This is a genomic window from Vibrio alfacsensis (assembly GCF_019670485.1).
Classification (GTDB): domain Bacteria; phylum Pseudomonadota; class Gammaproteobacteria; order Enterobacterales; family Vibrionaceae; genus Vibrio; species Vibrio alfacsensis.
Genome location: NZ_AP024165.1, coordinates 304,498 through 330,231, shown reverse-complemented (window position 1 = coordinate 330,231; position 25,734 = coordinate 304,498). Strand labels below are relative to the sequence as shown.

General features: G+C 45.3%; 21 protein-coding genes. 8 read left to right on the top strand and 13 right to left on the bottom strand.

What is annotated here, in order from left to right; translation table 11 throughout:
• Nucleotides 1-173: 173 nt before the first annotated feature.
• The gene (locus VA249_RS01610) at nt 174-1,610 is read left to right on the top strand and encodes an IS1182 family transposase (protein ID WP_221067583.1); all 1,437 of its coding nucleotides are present in this window, start codon (nt 174-176) and stop codon (nt 1,608-1,610) included.
• 121 nt (nt 1,611-1,731) lie between these two features.
• Here VA249_RS01610 and cgtA read toward each other — a convergent pair whose 3' ends face one another.
• The 3 genes from cgtA to rplU form a co-directional block, all read right to left on the bottom strand.
• Nucleotides 1,732-2,907, bottom strand: coding sequence for an Obg family GTPase CgtA (cgtA, locus tag VA249_RS01605; protein WP_128811753.1), 1,176 nt, complete (start codon nt 2,905-2,907; stop codon nt 1,732-1,734).
• 211 nt (nt 2,908-3,118) lie between these two features.
• Nucleotides 3,119-3,376 carry a 50S ribosomal protein L27 gene (gene rpmA, locus VA249_RS01600; protein WP_005383095.1) on the bottom strand — a complete coding sequence of 86 codons (258 nt, stop codon included), beginning with the start codon at nt 3,374-3,376 and terminating at the stop codon, nt 3,119-3,121.
• A gap of 20 nt (nt 3,377-3,396) precedes the next feature.
• Nucleotides 3,397-3,708 carry a 50S ribosomal protein L21 gene (gene rplU / locus VA249_RS01595; protein WP_000271393.1) on the bottom strand — a complete coding sequence of 104 codons (312 nt, stop codon included), beginning with the start codon at nt 3,706-3,708 and terminating at the stop codon, nt 3,397-3,399.
• Between the two features lie 268 nt (nt 3,709-3,976).
• On the opposite strand from rplU, the gene ispB reads away from it, so the two are divergent.
• The gene (ispB, locus tag VA249_RS01590) at nt 3,977-4,948 is read left to right on the top strand and encodes an octaprenyl diphosphate synthase (RefSeq protein ID WP_221068583.1); all 972 of its coding nucleotides are present in this window, start codon (nt 3,977-3,979) and stop codon (nt 4,946-4,948) included.
• A gap of 119 nt (nt 4,949-5,067) precedes the next feature.
• Here ispB and VA249_RS01585 read toward each other — a convergent pair whose 3' ends face one another.
• Both VA249_RS01585 and mdh read right to left on the bottom strand, forming a co-directional pair.
• Nucleotides 5,068-5,259, bottom strand: a complete 192-nt coding sequence (locus tag VA249_RS01585) for a hypothetical protein (protein ID WP_221069778.1) — start codon at nt 5,257-5,259, stop codon at nt 5,068-5,070.
• Nucleotides 5,260-5,460: 201 nt separating this feature from the next.
• Nucleotides 5,461-6,396, bottom strand: a complete 936-nt coding sequence (mdh, locus tag VA249_RS01580; protein ID WP_221068582.1) for a malate dehydrogenase — start codon at nt 6,394-6,396, stop codon at nt 5,461-5,463.
• A gap of 333 nt (nt 6,397-6,729) precedes the next feature.
• Here mdh and argR point away from each other — a divergent pair, with 333 nt between their 5' ends.
• From argR to VA249_RS01560, 4 genes are all read left to right on the top strand, one after another.
• Nucleotides 6,730-7,200: a transcriptional regulator ArgR gene (argR, locus tag VA249_RS01575; RefSeq protein ID WP_128812339.1), complete on the top strand. Its 471-nt coding sequence runs from the start codon at nt 6,730-6,732 to the stop codon at nt 7,198-7,200.
• 414 nt (nt 7,201-7,614) lie between these two features.
• Complete coding sequence (locus VA249_RS01570; protein WP_221068581.1) at nt 7,615-8,583, top strand: TAXI family TRAP transporter solute-binding subunit; 969 nt, start codon at nt 7,615-7,617, stop codon at nt 8,581-8,583.
• Between the two features lie 307 nt (nt 8,584-8,890).
• On the top strand, nt 8,891-11,470 hold the full coding sequence (locus VA249_RS01565; protein WP_221068580.1) for a TRAP transporter permease: 2,580 nt from the start codon (nt 8,891-8,893) through the stop codon (nt 11,468-11,470).
• 44 nt (nt 11,471-11,514) lie between these two features.
• Nucleotides 11,515-11,952: a universal stress protein gene (locus VA249_RS01560; RefSeq protein ID WP_128811760.1), complete on the top strand. Its 438-nt coding sequence runs from the start codon at nt 11,515-11,517 to the stop codon at nt 11,950-11,952.
• 201 nt (nt 11,953-12,153) lie between these two features.
• On the opposite strand, the gene thiQ is transcribed toward VA249_RS01560, so the two are convergent.
• The 5 genes from thiQ to mpl form a co-directional block, all read right to left on the bottom strand.
• Nucleotides 12,154-12,858, bottom strand: a complete 705-nt coding sequence (gene thiQ, locus VA249_RS01555) for a thiamine ABC transporter ATP-binding protein (protein WP_128812340.1) — start codon at nt 12,856-12,858, stop codon at nt 12,154-12,156.
• Nucleotides 12,858-14,444, bottom strand: coding sequence for a thiamine/thiamine pyrophosphate ABC transporter permease ThiP (gene thiP / locus VA249_RS01550; RefSeq protein ID WP_221068579.1), 1,587 nt, complete (start codon nt 14,442-14,444; stop codon nt 12,858-12,860). The genes thiQ and thiP overlap by 1 nt, the downstream gene beginning before the upstream one ends.
• 1 nt (nt 14,445) lies before the next feature.
• Nucleotides 14,446-15,438 carry a thiamine ABC transporter substrate binding subunit gene (gene thiB, locus VA249_RS01545; protein ID WP_221068578.1) on the bottom strand — a complete coding sequence of 331 codons (993 nt, stop codon included), beginning with the start codon at nt 15,436-15,438 and terminating at the stop codon, nt 14,446-14,448.
• 255 nt (nt 15,439-15,693) lie between these two features.
• Nucleotides 15,694-16,326, bottom strand: a complete 633-nt coding sequence (locus tag VA249_RS01540) for a flavin prenyltransferase UbiX (protein WP_221068577.1) — start codon at nt 16,324-16,326, stop codon at nt 15,694-15,696.
• Between the two features lie 9 nt (nt 16,327-16,335).
• A complete protein-coding gene (gene mpl, locus VA249_RS01535; RefSeq protein ID WP_221068576.1) occupies nt 16,336-17,694 on the bottom strand; it encodes a UDP-N-acetylmuramate:L-alanyl-gamma-D-glutamyl-meso-diaminopimelate ligase in 1,359 nt (452 codons plus the stop codon).
• Nucleotides 17,695-18,005: 311 nt separating this feature from the next.
• Between mpl and fbp the strand changes: the two genes are divergently transcribed.
• Both fbp and ppa read left to right on the top strand, forming a co-directional pair.
• Nucleotides 18,006-19,019, top strand: coding sequence for a class 1 fructose-bisphosphatase (gene fbp / locus VA249_RS01530; RefSeq protein WP_221068575.1), 1,014 nt, complete (start codon nt 18,006-18,008; stop codon nt 19,017-19,019).
• Nucleotides 19,020-19,143: 124 nt separating this feature from the next.
• Nucleotides 19,144-19,674, top strand: a complete 531-nt coding sequence (gene ppa / locus VA249_RS01525; RefSeq protein ID WP_221068574.1) for an inorganic diphosphatase — start codon at nt 19,144-19,146, stop codon at nt 19,672-19,674.
• A 98-nt stretch (nt 19,675-19,772) separates the two neighbouring features.
• Here the strand turns inward: ppa and VA249_RS01520 are convergent, their stop codons facing one another.
• From VA249_RS01520 to tamA, 3 genes are read right to left on the bottom strand one after another with little or no spacing between them, the layout of a single operon-like run.
• Nucleotides 19,773-20,120, bottom strand: coding sequence for a gamma-glutamylcyclotransferase family protein (locus tag VA249_RS01520; protein ID WP_211915479.1), 348 nt, complete (start codon nt 20,118-20,120; stop codon nt 19,773-19,775).
• 28 nt (nt 20,121-20,148) lie between these two features.
• Nucleotides 20,149-23,913, bottom strand: a complete 3,765-nt coding sequence (gene tamB, locus VA249_RS01515; protein ID WP_221069777.1) for an autotransporter assembly complex protein TamB — start codon at nt 23,911-23,913, stop codon at nt 20,149-20,151.
• Nucleotides 23,913-25,625, bottom strand: a complete 1,713-nt coding sequence (gene tamA, locus VA249_RS01510; RefSeq protein WP_221068573.1) for an autotransporter assembly complex protein TamA — start codon at nt 25,623-25,625, stop codon at nt 23,913-23,915. Before tamA ends, tamB begins: the two co-directional genes overlap by 1 nt.
• Between the last annotated feature and the right edge of the window lie 109 nt (nt 25,626-25,734).

Sequence of the window (25,734 nt, the reverse complement as noted above, 5' to 3'; positions counted from 1 at the left end):
AATCCTTTTGGCCCTAAACGGAGTGTTATTGTGCCGCAAATCACACTCTGTAAACATGATTTAGATACAAAAAAAGCCGCAATAAATATTGCGGCTTCAGACTGCTGACAAAGGTCTAGCTTTCAAGCTAGACCTTTGATCTAATAGGGGTATCGAAATATGGATACTCCGACATGCTTCAAGAACCGACTCCGCAACAATACGAACTGGAAATGGTAACGATGGAACAGTTGGTTCCTAAAGACCATTTAGTGCGTAAAATCGATAATGCTATCGACTTTGAATTCATTCGTGATGAAGTCGCTCATCTTTATTGTAAAGATAATGGGCGTCCACCTGTTGACCCTGTTCGTCTCTTCAAAATCATCTTACTTGGCTACATCTTTGGCATAAAAAGTGAGCGTCAGCTCGTTAAAGAAATTGAAGTGAATGTCGCTTACCGTTGGTTCTTACGGATGTCATTAACAGAGAAAGTCATTCACGCATCTACTCTCAGCCAAAACCGCATTCGTCGCTTTAATGGCACGGATGTATTCGAACGTATTTTTATTAATATCGTAGAGCAAGCCATATCGAAAGGTTTGGTCGCGGGTCAAGAGCTCTTTACGGACAGTACTCATCTCAAAGCGAACGCCAACAAGAATAAACACACCAATAAAGTCACGGCGGTTCGCGCGAGTGCCTATCTTGATATGCTGGATGAAGACGTCACGTTAGACCGAGAAATAGCGGGCAAGAAGCCGCTTAAGGCTCGCGGATCAGAGTCAAAAACAAAGAATACTAAAACCAGTACTACTGACCCAGAGAGTGGCTTCATGACTCGTGATAATAAGCCACAAGGCTTCTTCTATCTCGACCATAGAACCGTTGATGGTCAACACGGAATTATCCTCGATACCTATACCACTGCAGGTAACATCAATGACTCACAACCTTACGTTCAACGCTTAGATTACACGCTTGCCACATTCCAATTGAACCCGATAGCTGTTGGACTGGATGCAGGCTACTTTACCGCCCCAGTGGCGGAGTCACTTGAACGTCGAGGTATTCTTGGCGTGTTCGGTTATCGACGCCCATCGAGAACGAAAAATACATTCAAAAAGAAACACTTTACTTACGACGCACAAAGAGACAGCTACCAATGCCCGAATGGTCAGGAGTTGCTTTATAAAACCACATCACGTGATGCCTACCGAGAATACCATTCAGACCCCAAAGAGTGTGCGTTCTGTCCAATGAGGAATGACTGCACTCAAAGCAAAAACATGAAGAAAGTGATTGCTCGGCATATCTATAGCGATGCAGTAGAGAGAGCAAATCAAATGCGGCTCTCTTCCTACGGAAAAAAGACTTATCGACGTCGAAGTGAAACCGTAGAACGGAGCTTCGCAGACGCCAAGCAACATCATGGTCATCGTTATGCTCGCTTTCGAGGTCTAGCCAATGTGCAAATGCAATGTTGGTTGGCAGCAGCAGCTCAAAACATCAAGAAGATAGCGTTGGTGATGAGTTATCTACGAAAAATGGGCTTAAACATGGCAGAAATAAGGCAAATACTTGCTTCTGTATGCCTATGTAATGAATGGAAACTTCTGCGCACGATATAACAAAAAATATCGCGATCGCGACCTACGGTCGCTTCCAAAAAAGAACCCCGCTTAAAAAGCGGGGTTCGTCATCAATCTGAAGCCGCAATAAATATTGCGGCTTTAATGAATGTGCTAGCGATTAGTCGCGGACGTAAACAACGTGACCGTCGTCTTCCTCATCGTCCCAATCATCCCAATCGTCTTCATCATCTTCAGTGATAACGTCTTTACCTGCCATTGCGTCTTTATGGTAATCATCCCACATGAAGTTAACTTTATCTTCTTCAGCAACTTCTTCCTCTTCACGAGGTAGGTTTTCCATAAATTCAGCTAACTTGTAGCAAAGCTCTTTCGTACCTGCGCGGTTGATCGCAGAGATCTTGAAGTACTCATCTTCCCAACCTAACGCATCCAAGATCGCTTGAATTTGCTCATTCGCCTCTTCTTCTGGCATTAGATCCGTTTTATTGAATACTAACCAACGAGGTTTATTCGCAAGCTTCTCACTGTATTGCTCAAGTTCATCAATGATCGTTAACGCATTTTGAACTGGATCTGACTGATCAATCGGCATGATGTCAATCATGTGCAGCAATACACGACAACGCTCAAGGTGCTTCAAGAAACGAATACCTAGACCTGCACCGTCAGCAGCGCCTTCGATAAGACCTGGGATGTCTGCAACCACAAAGCTCTTCTCAGGAACCACACTCACAACACCCAAACTTGGGATTAGAGTTGTAAATGGGTAATCGGCTACTTTTGGCTTTGCTGCTGATACTGCGCGGATAAAAGTAGATTTACCCGCATTTGGTAGGCCAAGCATACCCACATCCGCAAGCAACAATAGCTCTAGACGGATTTCACGAATTTCACCTTTTGTACCCAGCGTTCTCTGACGAGGTGCACGGTTTACTGAAGATTTAAAACGTGTGTTACCAAGACCGTGCCAGCCGCCTTTCGCGACCATTACTTTTTTGCCGTGTTCAGCAACTTCTGCAACGATTTCGTTAGTGTGGATATCAACTGCGCGCGTACCTACAGGAACACGCATCGTGATGTCTTTACCACGTTTACCCGTACAGTTACCACCGCGACCATTTTCACCGCGTTCTGCTTCGTAAAAGCGTTGGAAACGGTAATCGATCAGGGTATTTAGGTTTTCATCAGCTTGGATGTATACATCACCGCCGTCACCACCGTCGCCGCCGTCAGGGCCGCCCTTGGTGATGAATTTTTCACGCCAGAAACTAACAACGCCGCTACCGCCGTCACCAGCCTGAACTTTTACTACCGCTTCATCTACGAACTTCATCTTTTACTCCGACTACTTCGTGCGTGGATTAAATCTCATTTGCCATCAATCAATTCTAGCAGATGACAGATCTAAGCTCCCAGAGACCTAAAACCAAAACGTTGAGGCAAGAAACTTAGATATGTCGACTGCTACAAATAAAAAACCCCGCCGAATAGGCAGGGCTTTTAAATTCAGCTATCAAGCTCAAATAATTAACCAAAAGGTTAAATTACTCAGCTTCGATGCTTACAAACTTACGGTTCTTAGGACCTTTAACCTCGAACTTCACCTTACCTTCAGTAAGAGCGAATAGAGTGTGGTCTTTACCGATACCTACGTTGTTACCAGCGTGGAACTTAGTACCACGTTGACGAACAATGATGTTACCTGCAAGAACAGATTCACCACCGAAACGCTTAACACCTAGGCGTTTGCTTTCTGAATCGCGGCCGTTACGAGTAGAACCACCAGCTTTTTTGTGTGCCATTGTTGAACTCTCCTAATAGATTAAGCGTTGATACCAGTGATCTTCACTTCAGTGAACCACTGACGGTGACCCTGTTGCTTACGAGAGTGCTTACGACGACGGAACTTAACGATTTTAACTTTATCGCCACGACCGTGTTGTACAACTTCAGCAACAACTTTGCCGCCCTCAACAAGAGGAGCACCAACTTTGATGTCTTCGCCGTTAGCAACAAGAAGAACTTTATCAAATTCTACAGTTGCACCAGTTTCAACGTCTAATTTCTCTAAACGAAGAGTTTGACCTTCGCTTACACGGTGTTGTTTACCACCAGATTGGAAAACAGCGTACATATTTTACTCCGCTTTTTCCGCACAGCCTGCAATCATTACTTGAGCTAGGGTGTGCGCTAAACTAATCATCAATAGGGCGCAGATTCTACAGAAGAGATGCCCCTATGACAAGCCATATTTTGAAATAATTGGCGAAAAGCTAATCGCCAAAGAAAAGTGCGGCAATCATGCCCTTTAGTAATGTATTAATCAACGTTTTTTAGTGTATTATTCGACAATTATACAATTCGAATAAGCCTTGCAGGGTCTAACTTCAGCCGGATATACGATGGATTTTAAAACTATCCAAGCGCTTACTGCCGATGACATGGCAAAAGTGAATGAAACAATTCAAGCCCAACTAAATTCTGATGTCTCTTTAATCAACCAACTCGGTTTTTATATCGTGAGTGGTGGAGGCAAACGCCTAAGACCGCTTCTGGCAATATTGTCAGCGCGTGCACTTGGCTACCAAGGTAGTGGACATACCATGGCGGCGGCGTTTATCGAGTTCATCCATACAGCAACTTTGCTGCATGATGACGTCGTCGATGAATCAGATATGCGACGTGGTAAAGCGACCGCCAATGCTGCATTTGGCAACGCCGCTAGCGTACTTGTTGGGGATTTTATCTATACTCGCTCATTTCAAATGATGACAGAGCTAGGATCAATGAAGATCCTTAAGCTAATGAGTGAAGCAGTTAATGTGATCGCAGAGGGTGAGGTTCAGCAGTTAATGAACTGCAATGATCCTGACACCACAGAAGAAAGCTACATGCAGGTCATTTACTCTAAGACCGCACGCTTGTTTGAATCTGCGACCCAAATTGGTGCCATCTTGAACGAAGCACCAGAAGAAGTCGAAGTCGCACTACAAAATTATGGTAAATATCTAGGCACCGCTTTCCAACTGATCGACGACGTGATGGATTACACGTCTGACGGTGAGGATATGGGTAAAAACGTTGGTGATGATTTGGCTGAAGGCAAACCAACGCTTCCCCTACTTCATGCAATGCGAAATACTACTCCAGAGAATGCACTGATGATTCGTGAGGCCATAGAAAAAGCCAACGGAATGGATCGACTTGAAGAAATCCTTGCGGTAATGAAAGACGCAGGTTCTTTAGAGTACACCACGCAAAGAGCACTCGATGAAGCAGATAAAGCGATTGCTGAACTCACGATTCTTCCTGAATCGGATTATAAGCAAGCGCTAGTTACCTTGGCTCACATGGCAGTGAAGCGTACAAGTTAGCCGTAAACGTCAGACCCTAAAAAAGGAAGAGCACTGAAACTCTTCCTTTTTTGTTGCTTACTTTTAATCGCTGTAATCTTACAACCGATCTACCACGTAAGCCTGTACTAGCATAGTGCCTAGTAATAGCGATCACAATTGCCATGCAGTTGCGGATTATCTTCTATCTCATCAAAGCTTACCGCTAACTGCTCTTCTGAACCCTGTTTACTCAAAAGCACAGTCTCCGCTTCACGATCAACCACGATAATTGTCCCCACCCCTTGCTGACACTCAACCACCATGCCTTTGCGAATTTGATTTGCTTCCATCATCGCCTCCTAAAGAACGTATTCATCCCCGACTCGGGATATACAGAACCGTTCATAAATGAAGCAATGTAGGCTCTCTTGTTCCAAGCTGAGGTTAGTAAGATCAGAAAGTACTACGTTAAACAAAGTGAAAAGATCAAAAAAGCCGATTCAAAGATCGGCTTTCTACTTCAATATGGCTCCCTCTGTATAAAGAGGCGCTTATTTTGCGAATTCAACACCAATATTGATATCGCCATTTAGCGTTTCTAACATGCCATCAAGCGCTGATTTCTCATAGTCACTCAGTGCACCGTAGCTTAGCACTTCTTCTACGCCGTCTTTACCTAGCTTCACTGGCTGTGCGAAGTATGTGGCATGCTCGCCATCACCTTCGACGTAAGCACATTCAACAACCCCTTCTTCACCTTGAAGCGCACGTACAAGTGCTAGACCAAAGCGACACGCCGCTTGACCCATAGATAGAGTCGCGCTGCCGCCACCAGCTTTGGCTTCTACAACCTCTGTACCCGCATTCTGGATACGTTTTGTCAGAGCTTCCACTTCTTCTGCTGTGAACTCAACTCCTTCCACCTGAGACAGTAGTGGAAGGATCGTGACGCCAGAGTGACCACCAATAACAGGAACACGAACATCACCTGGATCTTTATCTTTTAGCTCAGCAACAAACGTTTCTGAACGAATAACGTCTAGAGTGGTAACCCCAAATAGTTTACGTTTGTCATAGACACCCGCTTTCTTAAGAACTTCAGCAGCAATTGGTACTGTTGTGTTAACCGGGTTAGTAATAATACCAACACATGCAGTTGGGCACACAACGGCAATTTTTTCTGCTAATGATTTAACGATACCCGCATTCACATTGAACAGATCCGCACGATCCATACCAGGTTTACGAGCTACACCAGCTGAAATCAAAACCACATCCGCTCCTTCAAGTGCAGGAGTTGGATCTTCACCAGCATAACCTTGAATCGAAACAGGCGTAGGGATATGGCTAAGATCTGCTGCCACACCTGGCGTAACAGGGGCAATATCATACAAAGCCAGATCCGAACCAGCAGGAAGGCGGTTCTTGAGCAAAAGGGCAAGGGCTTGACCAATGCCGCCAGCGGCACCAATAACGGCTACTTTCATGTAGTTCTCCTTGAGAGTATTTCTCTTATATAAACGTATTCGTAGGGTGTTTTGTAACCAGTAAAAACAAAACTATCGGAATCACAACTTGATTACAATCAATTAACGCTAGCTTTGCGACCTCGCGCAACTCACCACTGACGTGCTACAAATAAGGGGCTGATTATTCTCTCATTATATTGAAAACACAAGAAATCTCATCCACCAAAATGGCATACTATTTATGATTTACAGTGACTGGATTAACACTATCTTGTGTAGACTTGGTACTAGTTGAATATCTATGCGAGAATATGCAAAATTGCTATTCCAAATGAGAGAATAATGACAACTATGCGCAATTCAGAGAAACAAGATAACTTAGTCCGCGCTTTTAAAGCCTTATTAAAAGAAGAGAGCTTTGGTTCACAGGGTGAAATCGTCGATGCACTGAAACAACAAGGTTTCGAGAGCATCAACCAATCTAAAGTATCTCGTATGCTGACCAAATTTGGTGCTGTTCGTACCCGCAATGCAAAAATGGAAATGGTTTACTGTTTACCTGCTGAACTCGGCGTTCCAACCGTAAGTAGCTCACTGCGTGAACTGGTTTTGGACATTGATCATAATGCCGCATTAGTTGTTATCCACACAGGTCCTGGCGCAGCCCAACTTATCGCACGCCTATTAGACTCCTTAGGGAAATCGGAAGGGATCTTAGGTGTCGTTGCTGGCGATGACACTATCTTCATCACACCAACAAAAACAGTAACAACTGAACAATTATTCCAATCTGTTTGCGAGCTTTTTGAATACGCAGGCTAACTGAATACCTCAGGGCTACAAAACTCATTCGAATTTGTAGCCCATAAATAATGTTAATTTTTTGCCTTATTACACACTGCGATTACCTAAAAAAGCGTGATAATCCTCTCAGTGTGCATTTTTTTGATCATCATGAAGAAATTAACATAACCTACTGTAAATAAAGAACAACCCTCTATTTTTCTCACCATTAAAACTGTAAAAAGTTTAGATTATTTCGCTAATTCTTTTAACAAAAAGATAATTTTCTGCCAATTTTTTGTTATGATTCTTTCGCTTTTTCAAACGATCGGATTGAAAAAGATGCCGTTTCCAAAGAGGAAACTCCTGAAATAATTTATATTTCCAAGCAAGTTCATGCGGCTTGGATATGGCGATTTCCGGGTTAATAATGAATATAAGGAAGGGAAATTCATGGCATTTAACAAACTTCTTAAAGTAGGCGCCATCGCAGCAGCAGTTATGGGTGCAGGCGCAGTTAACGCTCAAGAGTTTATTACTATCGGTACTGGCTCTGTTACGGGTGTTTACTACCCTACTGGTGGTGCTATTTGTAAATTAGTAAACAAAGGTCGTAAAGACCACAATGTTCGCTGTTCTGTTGAATCAACTGGCGGCTCAATTTACAACGTCAACACAATCCGTGCTGGCGAGCTAGACTTTGGTATCGTGCAATCGGATTGGCAATACCACGGCTACAACGGTACAAGTAAGTTTGCTGAACAAGGCCCGTACAACAAACTACGTGCAATGTTCTCTCTTCATACAGAACCTTTTAACATCATCGCACGTGCCGACTCAGGCATTGAAAACGTTCAAGATCTAAAAGGGAAACGCGTAAACATTGGTAACCCAGGTTCTGGTGACCGCGCGACAATGGGCGTTGTTATGGATGCAATGGGCTGGACGAACGACAGCTTCAAGCTGGCTTCAGAACTAAAAGGCTCAGAGCGCTCTCAAGCCCTATGTGACAACAAGATCGACGCATTCATCTACATGGTTGGGCACCCGAACGGTTCAATCAAAGAAGCAACCACGTCATGTGATGCTAAGCTTGTGTCTGCAACCGGCCCTGAAATCGATAAAATTGTTGCTGACAACCCATACTATGCATTTAGTACGGTTCCTGCTGGCATGTACCGTGGTACTGATGGCGACATTAACAGCTTTGGCGTAGCGGCAACAATGGTAACAACGTCAGATGTATCAGATGAAGTCGCATACAACGTTGCGAAAGCCGTATTTGAAAACTTCAGTACATTCAAGCGTCTGCACCCTGCATTTGCCAACCTGAAAAAAGAAGACATGGTGAAAGCAGGTCTTTCTATCCCTCTTCACCCAGGTGCAGAGAAATACTACAAAGAAGTAGGTCTACTTAAGTAAGTACTTACTACACCCAAGTTAAATTGAAAACTTGGGTGTACCTCCACACTCAGTGAGAAAAGATGGTTTCTTTCTGAGTGTGGTAACTGAGTGTTCATCATTCAGTATCAATCGAGCGGCTTTTCCAAAGTCGAGCTCACTCACCTAAAAAATAACGGCTTATTCACCAATCATTTTTACTAATGAGCTGGATCATATAGCGAAACACTCGACAGCAAACTTCTCTCTATTCACTACACTCATAGAGACGAAGCCGGGTTCTCGAAACAAAAAACAGACAGGACCATCAATAATAAGGAAAAAGTACATGTCGACGAATAATACTCCGTCACAAGATGTGCAAGAGATGGTAGCTCAGTCAGACACAGGAGCACGCCGCCCAGTAGGCTTACAAGGCCGAATTTTATGGTTTGTTCCCCTCTGCTGGTCACTATTTCAATTGTGGTATGCCTCTCCGCTACCATTTATTTTCAATTTTGGCGTATTGAACGACACGGAAGCACGAGCGATTCATCTCACTTTTGCCACTTTTCTTGCTTTCACGGCTTATCCAGCAATGAAGAACTCTCCGCGTGACCATATTCCTCTTATCGATTGGATATTGGCGCTTGCCGGAAGTTTTGCTGCTGCCTACATTTATATTTTTTACACTGAACTCGCTGGCCGCTCAGGCGCACCAACCACCGTTGATATCGTCGTCTCGGTTACGGGGATGGCTTTATTGCTTGAAGCGACCCGACGCGCTCTTGGGCCACCATTAATGGTCGTTGCTGCTGTTTTCCTGCTTTACACTTTTGCAGGACCACATATGCCCGACGTCATTGCACATAAAGGGGCAAGCTTGAATAAAGCGATGTCGCATTTATGGTTGACTACCGAGGGGGTATTCGGCGTCGCACTGGGTGTATCGACTTCTTTCGTCTTCTTATTCGTCTTGTTTGGTGCCATGTTAGAGCGAGCAGGCGCTGGCGCTTATTTCATAAAAGTTGCGTTTTCGCTACTTGGTCATATGAAAGGTGGGCCAGCAAAAGCGGCGGTTGTGGCTTCTGGCTTGTCAGGGCTGGTATCAGGATCTTCTATCGCCAACGTTGTGACCACAGGGACCTTTACCATTCCTTTGATGAAGCGAGTAGGATTCCCTGGAACCAAAGCGGGCGCGGTAGAAGTCGCAGCGTCAACCAATGGCCAATTAACGCCACCGATCATGGGGGCGGCAGCATTCCTAATGGTGGAATACGTAGGCATTTCATATGTTGAAGTCATCAAAGCCGCCCTACTTCCTGCGCTTATTTCTTACATCGCACTCATTTACATTGTTCACCTTGAAGCCTGTAAAGCAGGTATGACTGGGCTACCGCGTCGTCATAATCCTACCTTGGTACAAAGCTTATTGTCTTTTACTGGTACGATTCTCGGTCTGTGCGTCATTAGTGCTCTTGTCTATTACGGGGTGGGTTGGACCAAAGATGTATTTGGTGCTGCCGCAACGCCAATAGTGACCATCGCGTTACTGATTGCTTATGTTGGCCTTGTGAAAATATCCGCTAACCACGTGAAAGATGGCGCGATTGAAATTGATGCAGAGCTGACAGAAGTGCCAGATCCAGGCCCAACGATTAAATCCGGCCTCCATTACCTACTGCCGATCGTCGTGCTGGTTTGGTGTTTGACTGTCGAGCGTTTCTCTCCGGGGTTATCTGCATTCTGGGCAACGGTATTTATGATCTTTATTTTGCTGACTCAGCGCCCATTGATTGCATTGCTATCAAAACAAGGTGACTTGGTTGAGCAAACTAAAGACGGCTTCGTCGACTTAGCCGAGAGCTTGGTCTCTGGTGCTCGCAACATGATCGGTATCGGTGTAGCAACTGCGGCGGCAGGTACTGTGGTTGGTGTGGTTACCCTTACTGGCATCGGCCTAGTAATGACGGACTTCGTGGAGTTCATTTCCGGTGGTAGCCTAATTTTGATGTTGGTGTTTACCGCCGTGATCAGTTTGATTTTGGGCATGGGTCTGCCAACCACAGCAAACTATATTGTGGTATCCACACTAATGGCACCTGTGATTGTGACCTTAGGGGCGGCACATGGCTTAATCATTCCATTGATTGCTGTACATCTATTCGTGTTTTATTTCGGTATCCTTGCCGATGATACACCGCCAGTTGGCTTAGCTGCTTTTGCCGCCGCCGCCATTGCAAAATCAGACCCAATTCGTACCGGTATTCAAGGTTTTACCTACGATATTCGTACCGCTATTTTGCCATTTATGTTCGTGTTCAATACTCAGCTATTAATGATGGGGATTGATTCATGGTGGCATCTCGCCTTAACCGTCATTTCGTCCATCATTGCCATGTTGATCTTCTCTGCAGCAACACAAGGTTGGTGGTTTACGAAAAACAAATGGTGGGAAACCATTCTATTATTAGTATTGACGTTCTCATTCCTACGTCCGGGATATTGGTGGGACATGCTCTATCCAGCGAAAGTTCTTTCGCCTGGGGTTGAGATAGCTCAAATCACCGAGGGGTTAAATGTAGGAGAATCCATTGAGCTACGTGTTGCCGGTGAGAATTTGGAGGGTAATTACGTTGAAAAAACCGTACGCCTTCCATTTGAAGACAGCGCAACCTCAGCAGAGGATCGTATCGCCTCAATGGGCTTAATGCTGATCGAAAATGACGGCAAGATGATCGTTGATATGGTCGAGTTTGGTAGCCCTGCGGAGTCTTCTGGGATCGATTTTGATTGGGAGATAAAGTCCGTCATTCAAAATGCCGAGAGACCAATGAAAGAGTGGGTATTTGTCCCAAGCTTGTTGATATTGCTTGTGCTTGCCATGAACCAAAAACGTCGTGCTCGTAACGAACAACTGAGCGCATAACTGATTTGGCCCTGATGTATTGGGGCCTCAATGAGAGACATTGAATGTACAAACAAATTCTTGTTCCGGTCGATCTTAACGATCAAGGCTTTTGTGATCGCGCGGTCAAACTTGCGGTCTGGCAAGCAAAGCAAGCCAATGCAGAAGTACACCTTCTCACGGTTGTGCCAGGTATTCATATGTCGATGGTCGCCACTTATTTCCCAAAAGATGCGGCTATGAAGATGAAGCAAGATGTGAAGCAACAGCTCAAAGCATTTGCGAATGACAACATTGATGATGAGGTGATCTATAAAGTGCATGTTGCTGAAGGAAAGCCTTACACCACCATTCTTGATTACGCGGAACGTTTAGGAGCAGATCTGATCATTATGCCAAGCCATAAGCGCTCGAAAATCAACAAAGTGATGTTAGGTTCGGTCGCAAGCAAAGTGGTCGAACACTCTCCGATCAATGTCATGGTTGTGAAACCACAAAGTTAATCATTCGGCGAGTCATCCGAACTCATACTCTGAACTAAAAAAGGTTGATGCATGGCATCAACCTTTTGTTTTTCTGTCCTAAGTGGCTTATATCAGTCACTATAAGTCCGAGCTGAGAGTTCGTCTTATCACAAGCTAGGATGGCCCATTGATGATTACGATTAAGTGATGACGACGATAAGCGATTCACTACAATGTACATTATCCTGCAGCTCGCACAAAGGCGCTTAACCTCTCACTGCCATGTTGTTCCGTTAACTCTGCAATGTCCCCAACTGCTTCAACTTGACCGTCTGCGACAAAGGCGAAATGGCTCGCTATCGCTCTTGCATCACTCAGATGATGAGTCACCATCAGCACAGTAATACTGCGCTCCGCAGCAAGTTGTTTGACTAATGCCAGCATCTCTTCTCGAAGAACAGGATCCAACGCAGAAAAAGGCTCGTCCAACAACCACATTGGATGAGGCTGAACGAAACAACGAGCAAGCGCCACGCGTTGACGTTGTCCACCAGAAAGGTGTTCTGGTAAACGGTCAAGGTATTCTGCAACGCCTACCTGCTCTGCGGCTTGCTCAACAAGAAGCTTTTGGTCTATCGTGAGCTTTAGCCCTGGGTGCAGTCCCAACCCAATGTTTTCTCTCACCGATAGATGCGCAAACAAATTGTGTTCTTGAAATAGCATGGAAAAAGGGCGTAGGAACGGCGCCTTACCTAAAACGGATTCACCATTAACCAAAATGTTACCCTGATCGGGTTTGATAAACCCAGCCACCAGCGCTAACAAGGTCGACTTACCCGCACCGCTTGGTCCCATCAGCGACACAATTTGTCCACGCTTGATCTCTAGCTCAAAACGAAATCGCTCACGTTGATAGGTGTACAGCACGTCATCTAACACTAACATCACGCTTTCCCCTTAGCTTTCAATACTTTTTCAATCACAGTAAAACAACCCACGCTGAGTAATAACAAGGTGACAGAAACAACGGCCGCGGCATCCATTTGGTAACTGCCGAGCAATTGGAATAGGTACAAAGGTAATGTTCTAAACTCTTGTCCACCAAACAAAGCAATCGCACTCAAGTCACCAATTGCAAACATAAAGCTCACCGCAAATGCATGTGCAAAAGGCTTGCGTAGCGCTTGCCATTCCACCACTTTAAAACGTTGCCAACCACGCATCCCTAAACTGGCACAAACATATTGATATTGCTGCTCTATATGCAACATAGGTTGGGATAACGTTTTAATGACATACGGCAAAGCCATCAGTGCATTCACCAGAATCACAATCAAAAAGGCTAAGCTGAATACATCGGTAAAGGAACGTAACAATAAAAACAAACCGGTGCTAATCACCAAGCCTGGTGTCACCAAAATGATGGTGCCAATCAGTTCAATTTGATCGGCGCGGATATTTTTGTTTTGCAAGCGCCAACGTCGGCTGGTGAGTAAAATCGAAACGCCTGCGGCAACCGCTAGCAAGCTCGCAAACACGGCGACTTTGAGCGAATTAAACAGCGCAGACCAAAAACGTTCATCCCTTAATACGTGCCATACTTGTTCATTAACCCCGCTAATGAACACCATCAAAAGTGGCGGTATCACAAGTAAAAAGGCACCTATGATCCAAAAGCTATCCCAAGCTTTTGACCACCCATGATCCCTCGTTAAATATTGCTGTACCGATGTACTACCAACGCTGATGGAAACTGGCTTCGTCAACTTTTGTACGCCAATTGCTAATAAGCCACAAAGTAACATCTGCCACAGAGCCAATAGCGCCCCAGTCTGCAAATCAAAGTCAAATTTAATTGCTTGATAAATAGCGAGTTCAATCGTGGTCGATTTCGGTCCACCACCCAACGCCATCACCGTTGCAAAGCTCGTAAAGCAAAGCATAAACACCAAACCGCAAACATGTGGTATTTGCTGGCGTAAACGAGGCCATTCAACCCAGCGAAACTTATCCCAATGACTCATGCCAAGATGCGCGCACAACTTATGCTGTTCGGAAGGTATCGACTCTAGGGTCTGCAAAAGTAAACGAGCGGCATAAGGCATATTAAAAAACACATGAGCGAGCAAAATACCGTTCAGGCCATAGATAGAAAAAGGTAATTCAGAATCCACACTGTGCAGCCAATTCGCGATCGCTCCGCTATTGCCGTATATCGCCAGTAGGCCAAATACACCGACCAAAACCGGCAAAACCAAAGTGGACGCAAACAATTTTAAGAGCATTGACTTGCCATAAAACTCACGGCGAGAAAGTGAATGCGCGACGGGAATCGCAAAGCCGACGCTCAGTACGGTAGAAAGGAATGCTTGATAGAAACTGAACTTAGTCACGTGTTGATAATATGGGTCCTCCCAAATCATCGACACATTAAGAGATGGCGCTTGGACAATAAGCGCACCAAGCGCAGAAATAACAAAGGCCGCGATAAGCATCGCGACCCCAAGACCGATTTTCGGAACAGAATTCATATTAGAACGTCAGTGCGCTTTGCCATTCACGAATCCAAGAACGACGATGGTTTGCCACTTCGTCAGCACTAAAACTCAATGGCTTACTCGGAACGCTCAAGGTCTCAAAGCCTGTTGGTAACTCAACATCCGTAACAGGGTACATCCAGTTTCCTGTTGGCATTGCCGATTGGAATTCATCACTCAGAATGAAACTCATGAATTCATCCGCTAACTCTGGATTCATCGTTCCCTTTACCTTAGCCGCCACTTCCACCTGCATATAGTGTCCCTCAGAAAAATTCGCGCTCGCATATTTAGCGTCATTTTCCGCAATCAAGTGATAGGCTGGCGACGTAGTGTAGGACAGCACTAAATCCGACTCGCCATTTAGGAACATTGAATACGCTTCCGACCAACCTTTCGTCACCGTCACCGTTTTACTAGCTAACTGTTTCCACGCTTGAGTGGCCTCATCGCCGTAAATCGATTTCATCCACAACATCAAACCTTGCCCTGGTGTTGAAGTGCGAGGGTCTTGGTATATCACTTTGATATCATCACGCTCTTCTACCAGTTCTTTCATACTTTTAGGCGGATTCGTCAATTTCTCTTTGTTGTATACAAACGCAAAATAACCGTAGTCATATGGTACAAAGGTTTTGTCATTCCAACCATTAGGCAGCGTAGTATTTGAGGTATCAACATTGTGCTCAACAAGCAAACCTGTCTTTTTCGCTTCTGCTACGAGGTTGTTATCTAAACCCAATACAATGTCTGCTTTCGTTCTGCTTCCCTCAAGACGAAGACGGTTGAGAATTGAAACACCGTCATCCAATGCAACGAAGTTTACGTCACAACCGCATTTCGCTTCGAACGCTTGTTCGACTTTAGGACCCGGGCCCCAGTCAGCGGCAAAAGAGTCGTAGGTATAGATAGTTAAGGTGTTTTCAGCGGCCAGCGCTGACGTAGAAGTGAGCGCGGTAAGGGTAATCAGGCTAAGAGTGGCTTTCACTGCTCGCTCTCCATTTACAAGGATAAACATGAGTGGAGCGGCACAGGTTTGAGGTGATATTTAGGACTTCCAATATCCAGACTCAATTCCTACGCCAGCATTATCTGGTTCAGGTGATACGGGTCCCTAGCTGTTCAACAATATGGAACAATTTGGTCTCAGCGCCCAATCGTATTGATCTTTTCAATACTAATGGGTTTGCTCCCCGATGAGTTGGATGGATTGTAAAGGTATTTGAGTGGTTACACAATCAGCTCACGAGCGCTGATCATACCCCCAACGAGGCACTAAACCTTGCTCTATGCCGAGGTGATCAAGAATCCTCGCCACCATAAAATCAACTAAGTCTTCAATGCTCTTAGGCTGATGATAGAAGCCCGGAGCTGCAGGCATAATCGTCACGCCCATCTGTGATAACTTGTGCATATTCTCAAGGTGTAGTGTTGAAAATGGCGTCTCTCGAACAACCAGCAATAATTGCCCGCGTTCTTTCATTACGACGTCTGCCGCTCGCTCAATCAGGTTATCAGACATGCCATGTGCTATTGCGGCAACGCTGCCAGCAGAACAGGGGCACACCACCATTTGCTTAGGTGCCGCAGAACCAGAAGCCACAGGAGAAAACCAATCATCTTTACCACACACGGTGACGTTATCAGAGTTGCAGTTTAGGTGCTCGACTAACGCTTTTTGAGCCGCTTCTGGACCACTCGGTAATTTCAAACCATGCTCTGTGGCCATGACCACTCGAGCCGCTGATGAAATCAATACATACACGTGATAATCCGCGGCAACTAAACACTCAAGCAGGCGGAGTCCATAAGGGGCACCAGAAGCGCCCGTCAATGCAAGTGTAATGGCTTTATTTCGTTGTTGATTTTGCTGCATGAATACACACTACGCTTGTTGTTTTAACTGTTCTAACAGCTTGCCATGGATACCGCCAAAGCCGCCGTTACTCATGACAAGGATCTGATCGCCCGGTTGCGCTCGCTCGACAATTTTCTTAACGAAACTGTCCATGTCGGCATCAACAAAAGCAGGTTGCTGGCATTGCTCAGCAATATCATTGACAGACCATTCAATACTGTCAGGTTGGAACAAAAACACTTCATCGGCATCATGCAGAGAAGCGGCAAGCGTATCTTTATGGACACCGCGCTTCATCGTAGCAGAACGAGGCTCCAACACGGCAAGGATACGCTTTTTGCCAACTTTGTTACGTAAACCACCTAGTGTCAGTTCAATCGCGGTTGGATGATGGGCAAAATCATCGTAAACCGTTACCCCTTTCTCCTCGCCTTTCAACTCCAAACGACGTTTAGTATTGATAAAGCGCCCCAGAGCCTGACATGCCAGTTCCGGTGCAACACCAACATGGCGAGCAGCGGCAATCGCCATTAAGGCATTATCCACATTGTGATCGCCCACAAGGTCCCAATCAACAACGCCGACTTTCTCACCGAGCAAAGACACTTCAAATTTTGAGCCATCTAAGACTAACTTGTGCGCTTGCCAATCACCATTTTCACCAGAGTATTGCTTTTCCGTCCAGCAACCACGTTCGATCACATCTTGCAGCGCCTGATCTTGCTTTGGTGCGAGGATCAAACCATTGCCAGGAACCGTTCGTACGAGATGGTGGAATTGTCGCTTGATCGCTTCAAGATCGTCGAAGATATCTGCATGATCAAACTCAAGGTTATTCATGATCAGTGTGCGTGGATGATAGTGAACAAACTTAGACCGTTTATCAAAAAAAGCACTGTCATATTCGTCAGCTTCGACAACAAAAAACATGCTTTCGCCTAGTCGAGCCGACAAACCAAAGTTCCCAAGTACGCCGCCGACTAAAAAGCCAGGTTGGTAGCCACAATCTTCTAAAATCCAAGCAAGCATGCTTGATGTGGTGGTTTTACCATGCGTACCTGATACCGCCAGAACCCAACGATCATGCAGTAAAAACTCTTGTAGCCATTGCGGACCCGAGGTGTAACGCATGTTGGTATTCAATACATGTTCAACACATGGGTTACCACGACTCATCGCATTACCTATCACCACAAGGTCGGGCTGTGGATCAAGCTGTGATGGATCAAAGCCTTCAATAATTTCAATACCTTGAGACTCTAGCAAAGTGCTCATTGGTGGATAAACATTGGCATCCGAACCCGTCACTTTATGGCCTAACTGACGCGCTAAAATTGCCGCCCCGCCCATAAACGTGCCGCAGATACCCAAGATATGAATGTGCATAAACTTAACCTTGTAATGCGTTATCTAATTCTTTCATTATCGTGATAACCAACAGAAAAGCGAGCCTCTTTGCTCTCGTTGTTACCGTCTCTTTCACAAATCTGACAAGGCTGAGCACAGACTGGTCAACCTTCACCGTTAGAATGAATTCTGTCATTATCCAGACAAATAAATTGAGATGTCAGACAGTTAGTTCATTACCATTAAAAAGATCTGCGAATTAAACTTACATAACGCGCAAACGATTAACATCCAAAAAGAGATGCCCATTGCGCTTATACCCCCACTAAAAATACATGTAAGGATTAACCATGTCAGGAATGCGCACCTTAGGCGAATTCATTGTTGAGAAGCAAGCGGACTTCCCCCACGCGAGCGGTGATCTCTCATCTCTCTTAGCTTCCATTCGTTTAGCTGCAAAAATCGTTAACCGCGAAATCAATGCCGCAGGCCTTGGTGATATCACCGGTGCTGTTGGTACAGAGAACATTCAAGGTGAAGCGCAGCAAAAGCTCGATGTCTACGCGAACGAAAAGTTTAAAGCCGCATTGGAAGCTCGAGACCAAGTATGTGGTGTTGCGAGTGAAGAAGAAGACGAAGCCGTTGCCTTTAATCGCGAGTTAAACCAAAACGCTAAGTACGTTGTGTTGATGGATCCTCTTGATGGCTCTTCAAATATCGATGTTAACGTGTCTGTCGGAACCATTTTTTCAATCTATCGCCGAGTATCTCCTATCGGCTCCCCTGCAACAGAAGAGGATTTCCTCCAACCGGGCAATAAGCAGGTTGCAGCTGGATATGTGATTTACGGCTCATCAACTATGTTGGTTTACACCACAGGTAATGGTGTGAATGGTTTTACTTATGATCCATCCATAGGCAGTTTCTGCTTGTCCCATGAAAACATGATGATTCCAGAAGACGGGAAAATATACTCCATTAACGAGGGTAACTACGTTCGCTTCCCTGTCGGCGTGAAGAAATACATCAAATACTGCCAGGAAAATGTTCCAGAAGATGGCCGTCCATATACGTCTCGCTATATCGGTTCATTAGTCGCGGACTTCCACCGAAATCTACTAAAAGGTGGCATTTACTTATACCCAAGTACGCTCAGTCACCCTCAAGGTAAACTGCGCCTGTTGTATGAATGTAACCCAATGGCATTCCTTATTGAGCAAGCTGGCGGCTTAGCGTCTGATGGCGTCAATCGCATCATGGACTTAGAACCAACAGAACTGCACCAACGTGTCCCATTCTTCGTTGGTTCTAAGAACATGGTCAATAAGGTTGAATCATTTCTTGAACTGCATCGCGACGAATAGACATTAGTGACCTTTGTCCAACGCAGTAGGTGTTTACCTGCTGCGTTTTTGTGGCTAAAGTAAAATGCTGAAATGTTAGCCAGATTGAGTCCACACTCAATCGTCAATGAAAAGGAATATTCAAATGAGCTTAAACAACGTGCCAGCAGGTAAGTCGCTACCTGAAGATATCTATGTCGTTATCGAGATCCCTGCCAACGCAGACCCAATCAAATACGAAGTAGATAAAGACACTGGTGCTGTATTTGTCGACCGTTTCATGTCTGCACCTATGTTCTACCCATGTAACTATGGCTACGTGAACGATACACTTTCTCTTGATGGCGATCCGGTGGATGTTCTCGTCCCAACCCCTTACCCTCTGATGCCAGGCTCTGTCATTCGTTGCCGCCCTGTTGGCGTATTAAAGATGACGGATGAATCAGGAGAAGATGCGAAAGTCTTCGCTGTGCCGCATTCAAAAATCTCAAAAGAGTATGAGCACATCCAAGATGTGGGCGACATCCCTGAGTTACTCAAAGCCCAAATTACACAGTTTTTTGAACGTTACAAAGAGCTTGAAGCAGGTAAATGGGTGAAAGTGGATGGCTGGGCTGATGTCGAAGCGGCAAAAGCTGAAATCGTTGAATCTTACGAGCGCGCACAGAGCAAATAGGCACATCTTGACGCATTGAATCAGTCAGATAAATGCACGAGAAAGACAATCAAAAAGAGCTGCGATTATGCAGCTCTTTTTAATGAATACTTAACGATTTAAACTCGTTGACACCAGTCACCAGAAGCGATCTCATCACTCAACTGTTCCGCGTCCTGGTATAGATAAATCCAAGCTTGTCCAAATGGCGTCACAATGGTTTCACGATGGTATTCAACAGGCACATCCTCAAGCTTATCAAGCTCAATCAATGTTTCCTCGTCAATCAAATACACTTCCCCTTGAATTGACTTTTGTCCGACAGAAAGTGCCGGATAAGGCCCCAGATCATACAAAGCAAACTGAGGCTCGGTTTGGTGATGGCCAAGAAATTGAGCGGTACTCAAATAGTGATGGTTGCTTTCCCCACTACGCAACGTTCCATATACAAACACTAAATGCTGCATCACGACTCCTTATTTTTTGACCCAATGCTCAATCAAACTCAAATTGATATAGTAAGTCCACGGCGCTATCAACGCCAGACACCGCTTCAACATACAAGTCTTTCATCAGACGATAACGCACGGTAAATTCACCCAGAGAGCTAAAGATCCCCACGCCGTACTTCACTTGTAAGCCTGGAAGAATATAGCCACTAACCGTCACTTGTGAGTCATCACCAGAGCCAGCCGTATCTAACTGCAAGTCTTGTACTCCAAAGGCTTCACCAATCTCACCGACCACTTTACCGCTCTTCGCAAGGCTCAAACCAATCAAGGTGGTGGTCATCGCATTGCCACCCGACTCCGCATCGATATCTTGACCTCGTAATAGATAAGATAGTGCATTTGCTTGCGGCATGGCAGGATCTGAGAAAATTTCTACCGTTGGGTCGCTTGCTGGGCCTGTTACACGTACACCTGCCGTCACATCATCTTGCGTATTGTCAGGGTTACGGATCGCTTTGATCGACACGTACGGCTGATCGGCAGGGCCATTCATCATGATCTTACCCTCTTCAATCACCAAGTCTTGGCCAAAAGAGCGATAGGAACCATCAACGATATTCACCTCACCAACAATAAATGGTCCCTTGTCTTTTTGCGTCACATTGAGGTTACCTTGCAGCTCACCTTTTAAACCAAACGCTGACAGCTGGAACTCATCACCAATTTTTATGTTGATGTCCGTTTCAACGTTAAATGGCAATGCAGGTTCGCCATCGACCGGTTGCATGTCTTGATTTAAGATCACCGTATCTCGCGACACACCCACCGCACTCGGTGGCAACTCATCAATGAAAATGCGTCCCCAAGGTAAGTTGATATTGCCTGTGACTTTCGCCAATTTTGGCGTCACATCAATGGTCATGTCAGGTTCCACCTTGATACGAACCATTGGAGGCATATCCACTTTAAGCTCTTTCGCAAACACGCGTGCTTTTGTATTCCAATTTTCAAGGTCACGCCAATCGGCATCACCATTAATTTCAAGCTTACCGTCCGGCGTCATAATGCCCGCATCTAAATTCGCTTGATGACCAGTAAAGTTAATCGCCACCTTGCCAGAGTTGATATCAATCGGCGTGACTTCCCCTTGCAGTTTCATCTGATCAATCAAGAACTGACCGTTTACTTTCGGGTGCATCACATCACCAGACAGTGTCAAATCCGTATTCATACTCGCTTTAAATAGGCTGTACTCACCAATCAACGGTGCGAGGAAGTCTAAATTGAACGTCGATAGCAACACTTTACCGTCAATCGTTGGGCTGTCCGATGACACATCATTCAATTCAACTTGGCCAGAGAGATCGCCGTTGTCGGTCACATCAAGAAGCCATTTCGCATCCAATTTATCTTCGGCAAGTTTAGCTTGTAGATTCACGCTATCCCAACCAACCTTAATAGGCTGCTCTAATGCTTGCTCTACATGACCTTTTGGCAATTCAACATCTAACGTGACTTCCGGTTTGATGTTTGGCGCCCATTTTGCAAAAGCATTAGCATTCAACGAGCCTTGTAGTTTTGTTTCTTGAGGTAAGAATTGCTGTATTTGGTCAAAGTCAAAGTTCGTAATGGCGAGTTTCGCTTCGCCACTCTTACCCACACTGATGTTTTCGGTTAAACACACTTTAGAGTTTGCTTGCAACCAACAATGCGCTTGTACATCCGCGATTTGCTTATCGATGTTCACTTTAACGGATGTCGATTTTTGCAATGTCCAAGGGCCTTGAGGGGTACTTAAGGTGAGACGACGCAAAGCACCATCCCATATCATTTCTGGCTTTTGTTTAAACGTCCCCTCTATTTCAAGGCTGCTCGAAACAATGTCTGATACCACATCTAATGTGAGTTGATGTAGCTTCTCATCTCCGGAAAGTTCGAGATCGGCACGATCAATCACAACGTCATCATAAGCAATATTCGTTGCGATCAAACTGACATCCGCTTTTGGCGCAGGCAAAGGCATCACATCTCCTTTTAAGGTAATGCTTTCCACTTTCGCTTGTTGTTGCCAATCGAGTTGATTCAGCGCAAGATCGACATTGATATCGGGCTGCTTTAAGCTTCCTCGTAATGCCACTGCACCATTCATTTTACCGCTAAGGTCTGGCACACTTTTCGAAAAATCAGGGAAGTTAACCTCAACATCCATCATGATCTGTTTGTCGATTTTTCCTTTCGCACGCAATTTATTAGGGCCATGAGATAACGCTAACCCTTGGGTGTTAAGCTGGAGATCCTCGCCTTTACCATTTTTATCCGACGCCTCTAACTGTCCCTCTATGTTCAGAGGGTAGCCACGCAAAATACCGTCAATATCCAGTTTAGGCAGGTTGACTTGCCACCCACCTTGCTCAGTGAGGGATCCCGATGTCGACAAGCTACCACTGATATCACCCTCGGCTTCTTGCCATTGCAACCCTGGCTGAATGTTCTTCAGGTTCAAATCCGCTTGCCAGTTGATTGGAGCAGCCCAATTTGCCATCACCTTACCTGAAAGCTCACCACCCAATGTTTTTACAACCAAACGGTCTAAATCAATCTGCTCAAGCGTGCCTTTACCATTTAGCGTGACGTCAACATCAGGCATATCTTTACCCGAGGCCTTAGTTTCTAAGTTCACCGCATAGCCATTGAGCGAGCCTTTGGCTGTAAGGTTCGGAACCACGACTTGATAATCACTTTTACCACTTAATGGCCACTGAGCTGCTACCTCTTTTAGATGGATATCAAATGGCAGCTCACTTTTAAGCGGCTGAACTTGGCCATCGATCTTCGCTTTAACCAGATCCGACAACGTTGCTTCAATAGACAAATCCCCAACCGATCCCGAAGCAGACAACGATAGTTTTTGACCTTTTACGTCCGCTTGCTTAATCAAAGCATCGATCTGAGCCTGTATTGGGTAGTCCGCAGAGAGCGTCACTTGAGTGCTTAACTGCCCTTCCACTTCTGGCATATCAAGTTCAAGTGTTTTTACCTCAACCTGGTCACCACCCGCTTTCGCTTCAAGACCTAGGTGATGAACAACGATTGGTGTATCACCCGCAAGTTTAAAATCATGGATGTCTAAGCGTTTGGCCTCGACGGTTAATGGAATCCAAACTTCAGGCAATACAATGTCTTTTGGCTCCGGCTCTGCTTTGGGTTTCGAAGCGGTATCGGCTTTAGGCGTGTCTTCACTCGGTGCTAACGCAACATTTATCGTTTTTAATGCCGTAGGCGCAATCACCAAGCGATCGCCTTGCATCGACAACGCTGTGGAAAACGCTTGCCAATCAATATGATTGCCCAAAATGTTCAGTTTAATGTCGTTGAAACTGACGTTATTGATGAAAATAGGTACTGGCGTGCTCACCGAACGTAATGGCGGCGTCTCTTCAACGGGCGCATCCGATGGTGGCAATTCAGGCATTTGGAAATTCACGCCCTCCAATGCAAGCTCATCCACACACACTTTAGGGTCGGTCAAACAACGAAAGTTAATCGCTAACTCTAAACGTTCAACGTTGGCATCAATGTTTAAAGACTCATCGACAAAGCTAACCCCTTTCAGCTCAAAACGAGGAAATAATGAACCTTGAATGGATTCGACTTTTAGTTGAGGTAGCGCTTTTTCTGCTCCCCACAATGCCAATTTTAGGCCTGGGTGAGTAAACAATACCGTTGCAATAAAGATCGTTACTAGCAGCAATAGACTCAGTAAACCTAGCGAGAACCATTTGCTCCACTTAAGCATCATTTTGATCATCATAGTTCAGGCCCCAATGAGAAGTGGATACGAAATTCTGGCTCAGGCTCCGCATCCAAGCCCCAAGCGAAGTCAAAACTGACAGGACCTACCGGGGAAGCCCAGCGAATGCCGACACCAGCACCCGACTTCCATTCTGGTGTTTTATTAAATGCATCACCGATATCGTAAAATGCTGCTCCCCACCAGTTTCCGTAAACTCGATATTGGTATTCTAAGGTGCTGGTTAGAATGTATTTCGCACCGGTCAATGCACCACTGGCATCTTTCGGGGAAATAGATTCGTAACCGTAACCTCGAATGTTGTTGTCGCCACCCGCGAAGAAACGCAAAGATGGTGATAGTTTTTCAAGCTCATCAGTGATGTTCGCGCCCCCTTCAAGACGGAACAGTCCTCGGTGATTTTCACCAATACCGCGAATCCACGAGGTGCGACCCAGCAAACGTAAGACGCGGGTTTCTGACAACAAGGCAGGATCCCCGTACTCAACCGTGACGCTTTGTTTATCTCCCCACATCGGCATATTCCCACCACGCGTTCGAGTGCGAGAAAAGGATGCGCCAGGCAATACAAATTGCACGCCGTCATCTTGCAAACCTTGTGAGAAGTTTTCATACAGGTGTCGAACATAAAGTGTCTTGTGCCAACCACCATCGGTGAGCCAATGGCGCTCTACCGCAAGATTCGATTCCAAACTTTCTGTATCTCGGTTATCCAAATGCTTTAAACCAAACTGCAATTGATAGTACTCATGCAAGACGTCGTCGAGAGGGATTTTGTAGCCCGCGGTAATGGTTTGCTCTGGTTTAGACAGTGAAAGCGCGGTATCAAAGCTGTGACCACGAGCACTTACCCATGGTTTCTTCCACTTCAATGTGCCACGGACACCGGTATCCGTAGAATAACCAATACCGGTTTCAATTTGGTTCTTTGCAGCAGGGGCAAGTGAGACTTTGATAGGTAAATCTCGACCATCATCAAGTTTGGTCAAGTCCGGCTCAACAAATACCGATGAAAACCAATCCGTATTAGACAGGTTCTGGTTGTATTCACCCACTTCTGAAACAAGATAAGGTTGGCCAATTTTAAACGGTCGCAAAGAGGCGACGCGGTCTTCCCAGATCTGACTCCCGGTAATTTCTACCGAGCCAAAGTGATAGCGAATACCACTCTCATAATGCAGACGCACATTGGCTTGATTGAGTTCAGGAATAACCTCCAAACGACTTAACGTATAGTCTCCGTTAAAATAACCTCGTTGCAATGCCAGATTTCGAATGCTCGATTTAAGGGTGTCGTATTCACCTTGGTTCAACACCTTGCCGACTTTGAGAGGTGACTTCTCAAGCAGGCGAATAAACTCTTCATCTTCTTTTGCCTCCCCAGAAATCACCACATCCATGACCTTTATACGAACAGGCTCACCCGGATTGACGTTGACGATCAACTCATCATTATCTTTGGGAATAGAGTATGAAATTTTCGCATGATAATAGCCGAGCGCATTGAGCGCTTCGGTGATACTTTGATCCAATCGAGCCTGAAAACGTAAAGACGTGGAATAGTCTTCTTCAGGAATGGAGGAAAGGTAAGCACTGACATTATCTTCCAATGCACCATCAATGCCTTTCACCTTTAAGGATACATTGGCATAGGCGCTTTGAGAAAAGACAATTAGGCTAGCAATTATCGGAATAGCTTTTCTTATCATGCTTTCTTGGCTGGATGAGGTTAAATAAACGTAAACAATAATAACGCTAATTAAAGGCTAAGTCTGTAATATTACTCACTTTGGCACGGTCAATGTCATCACAACATCA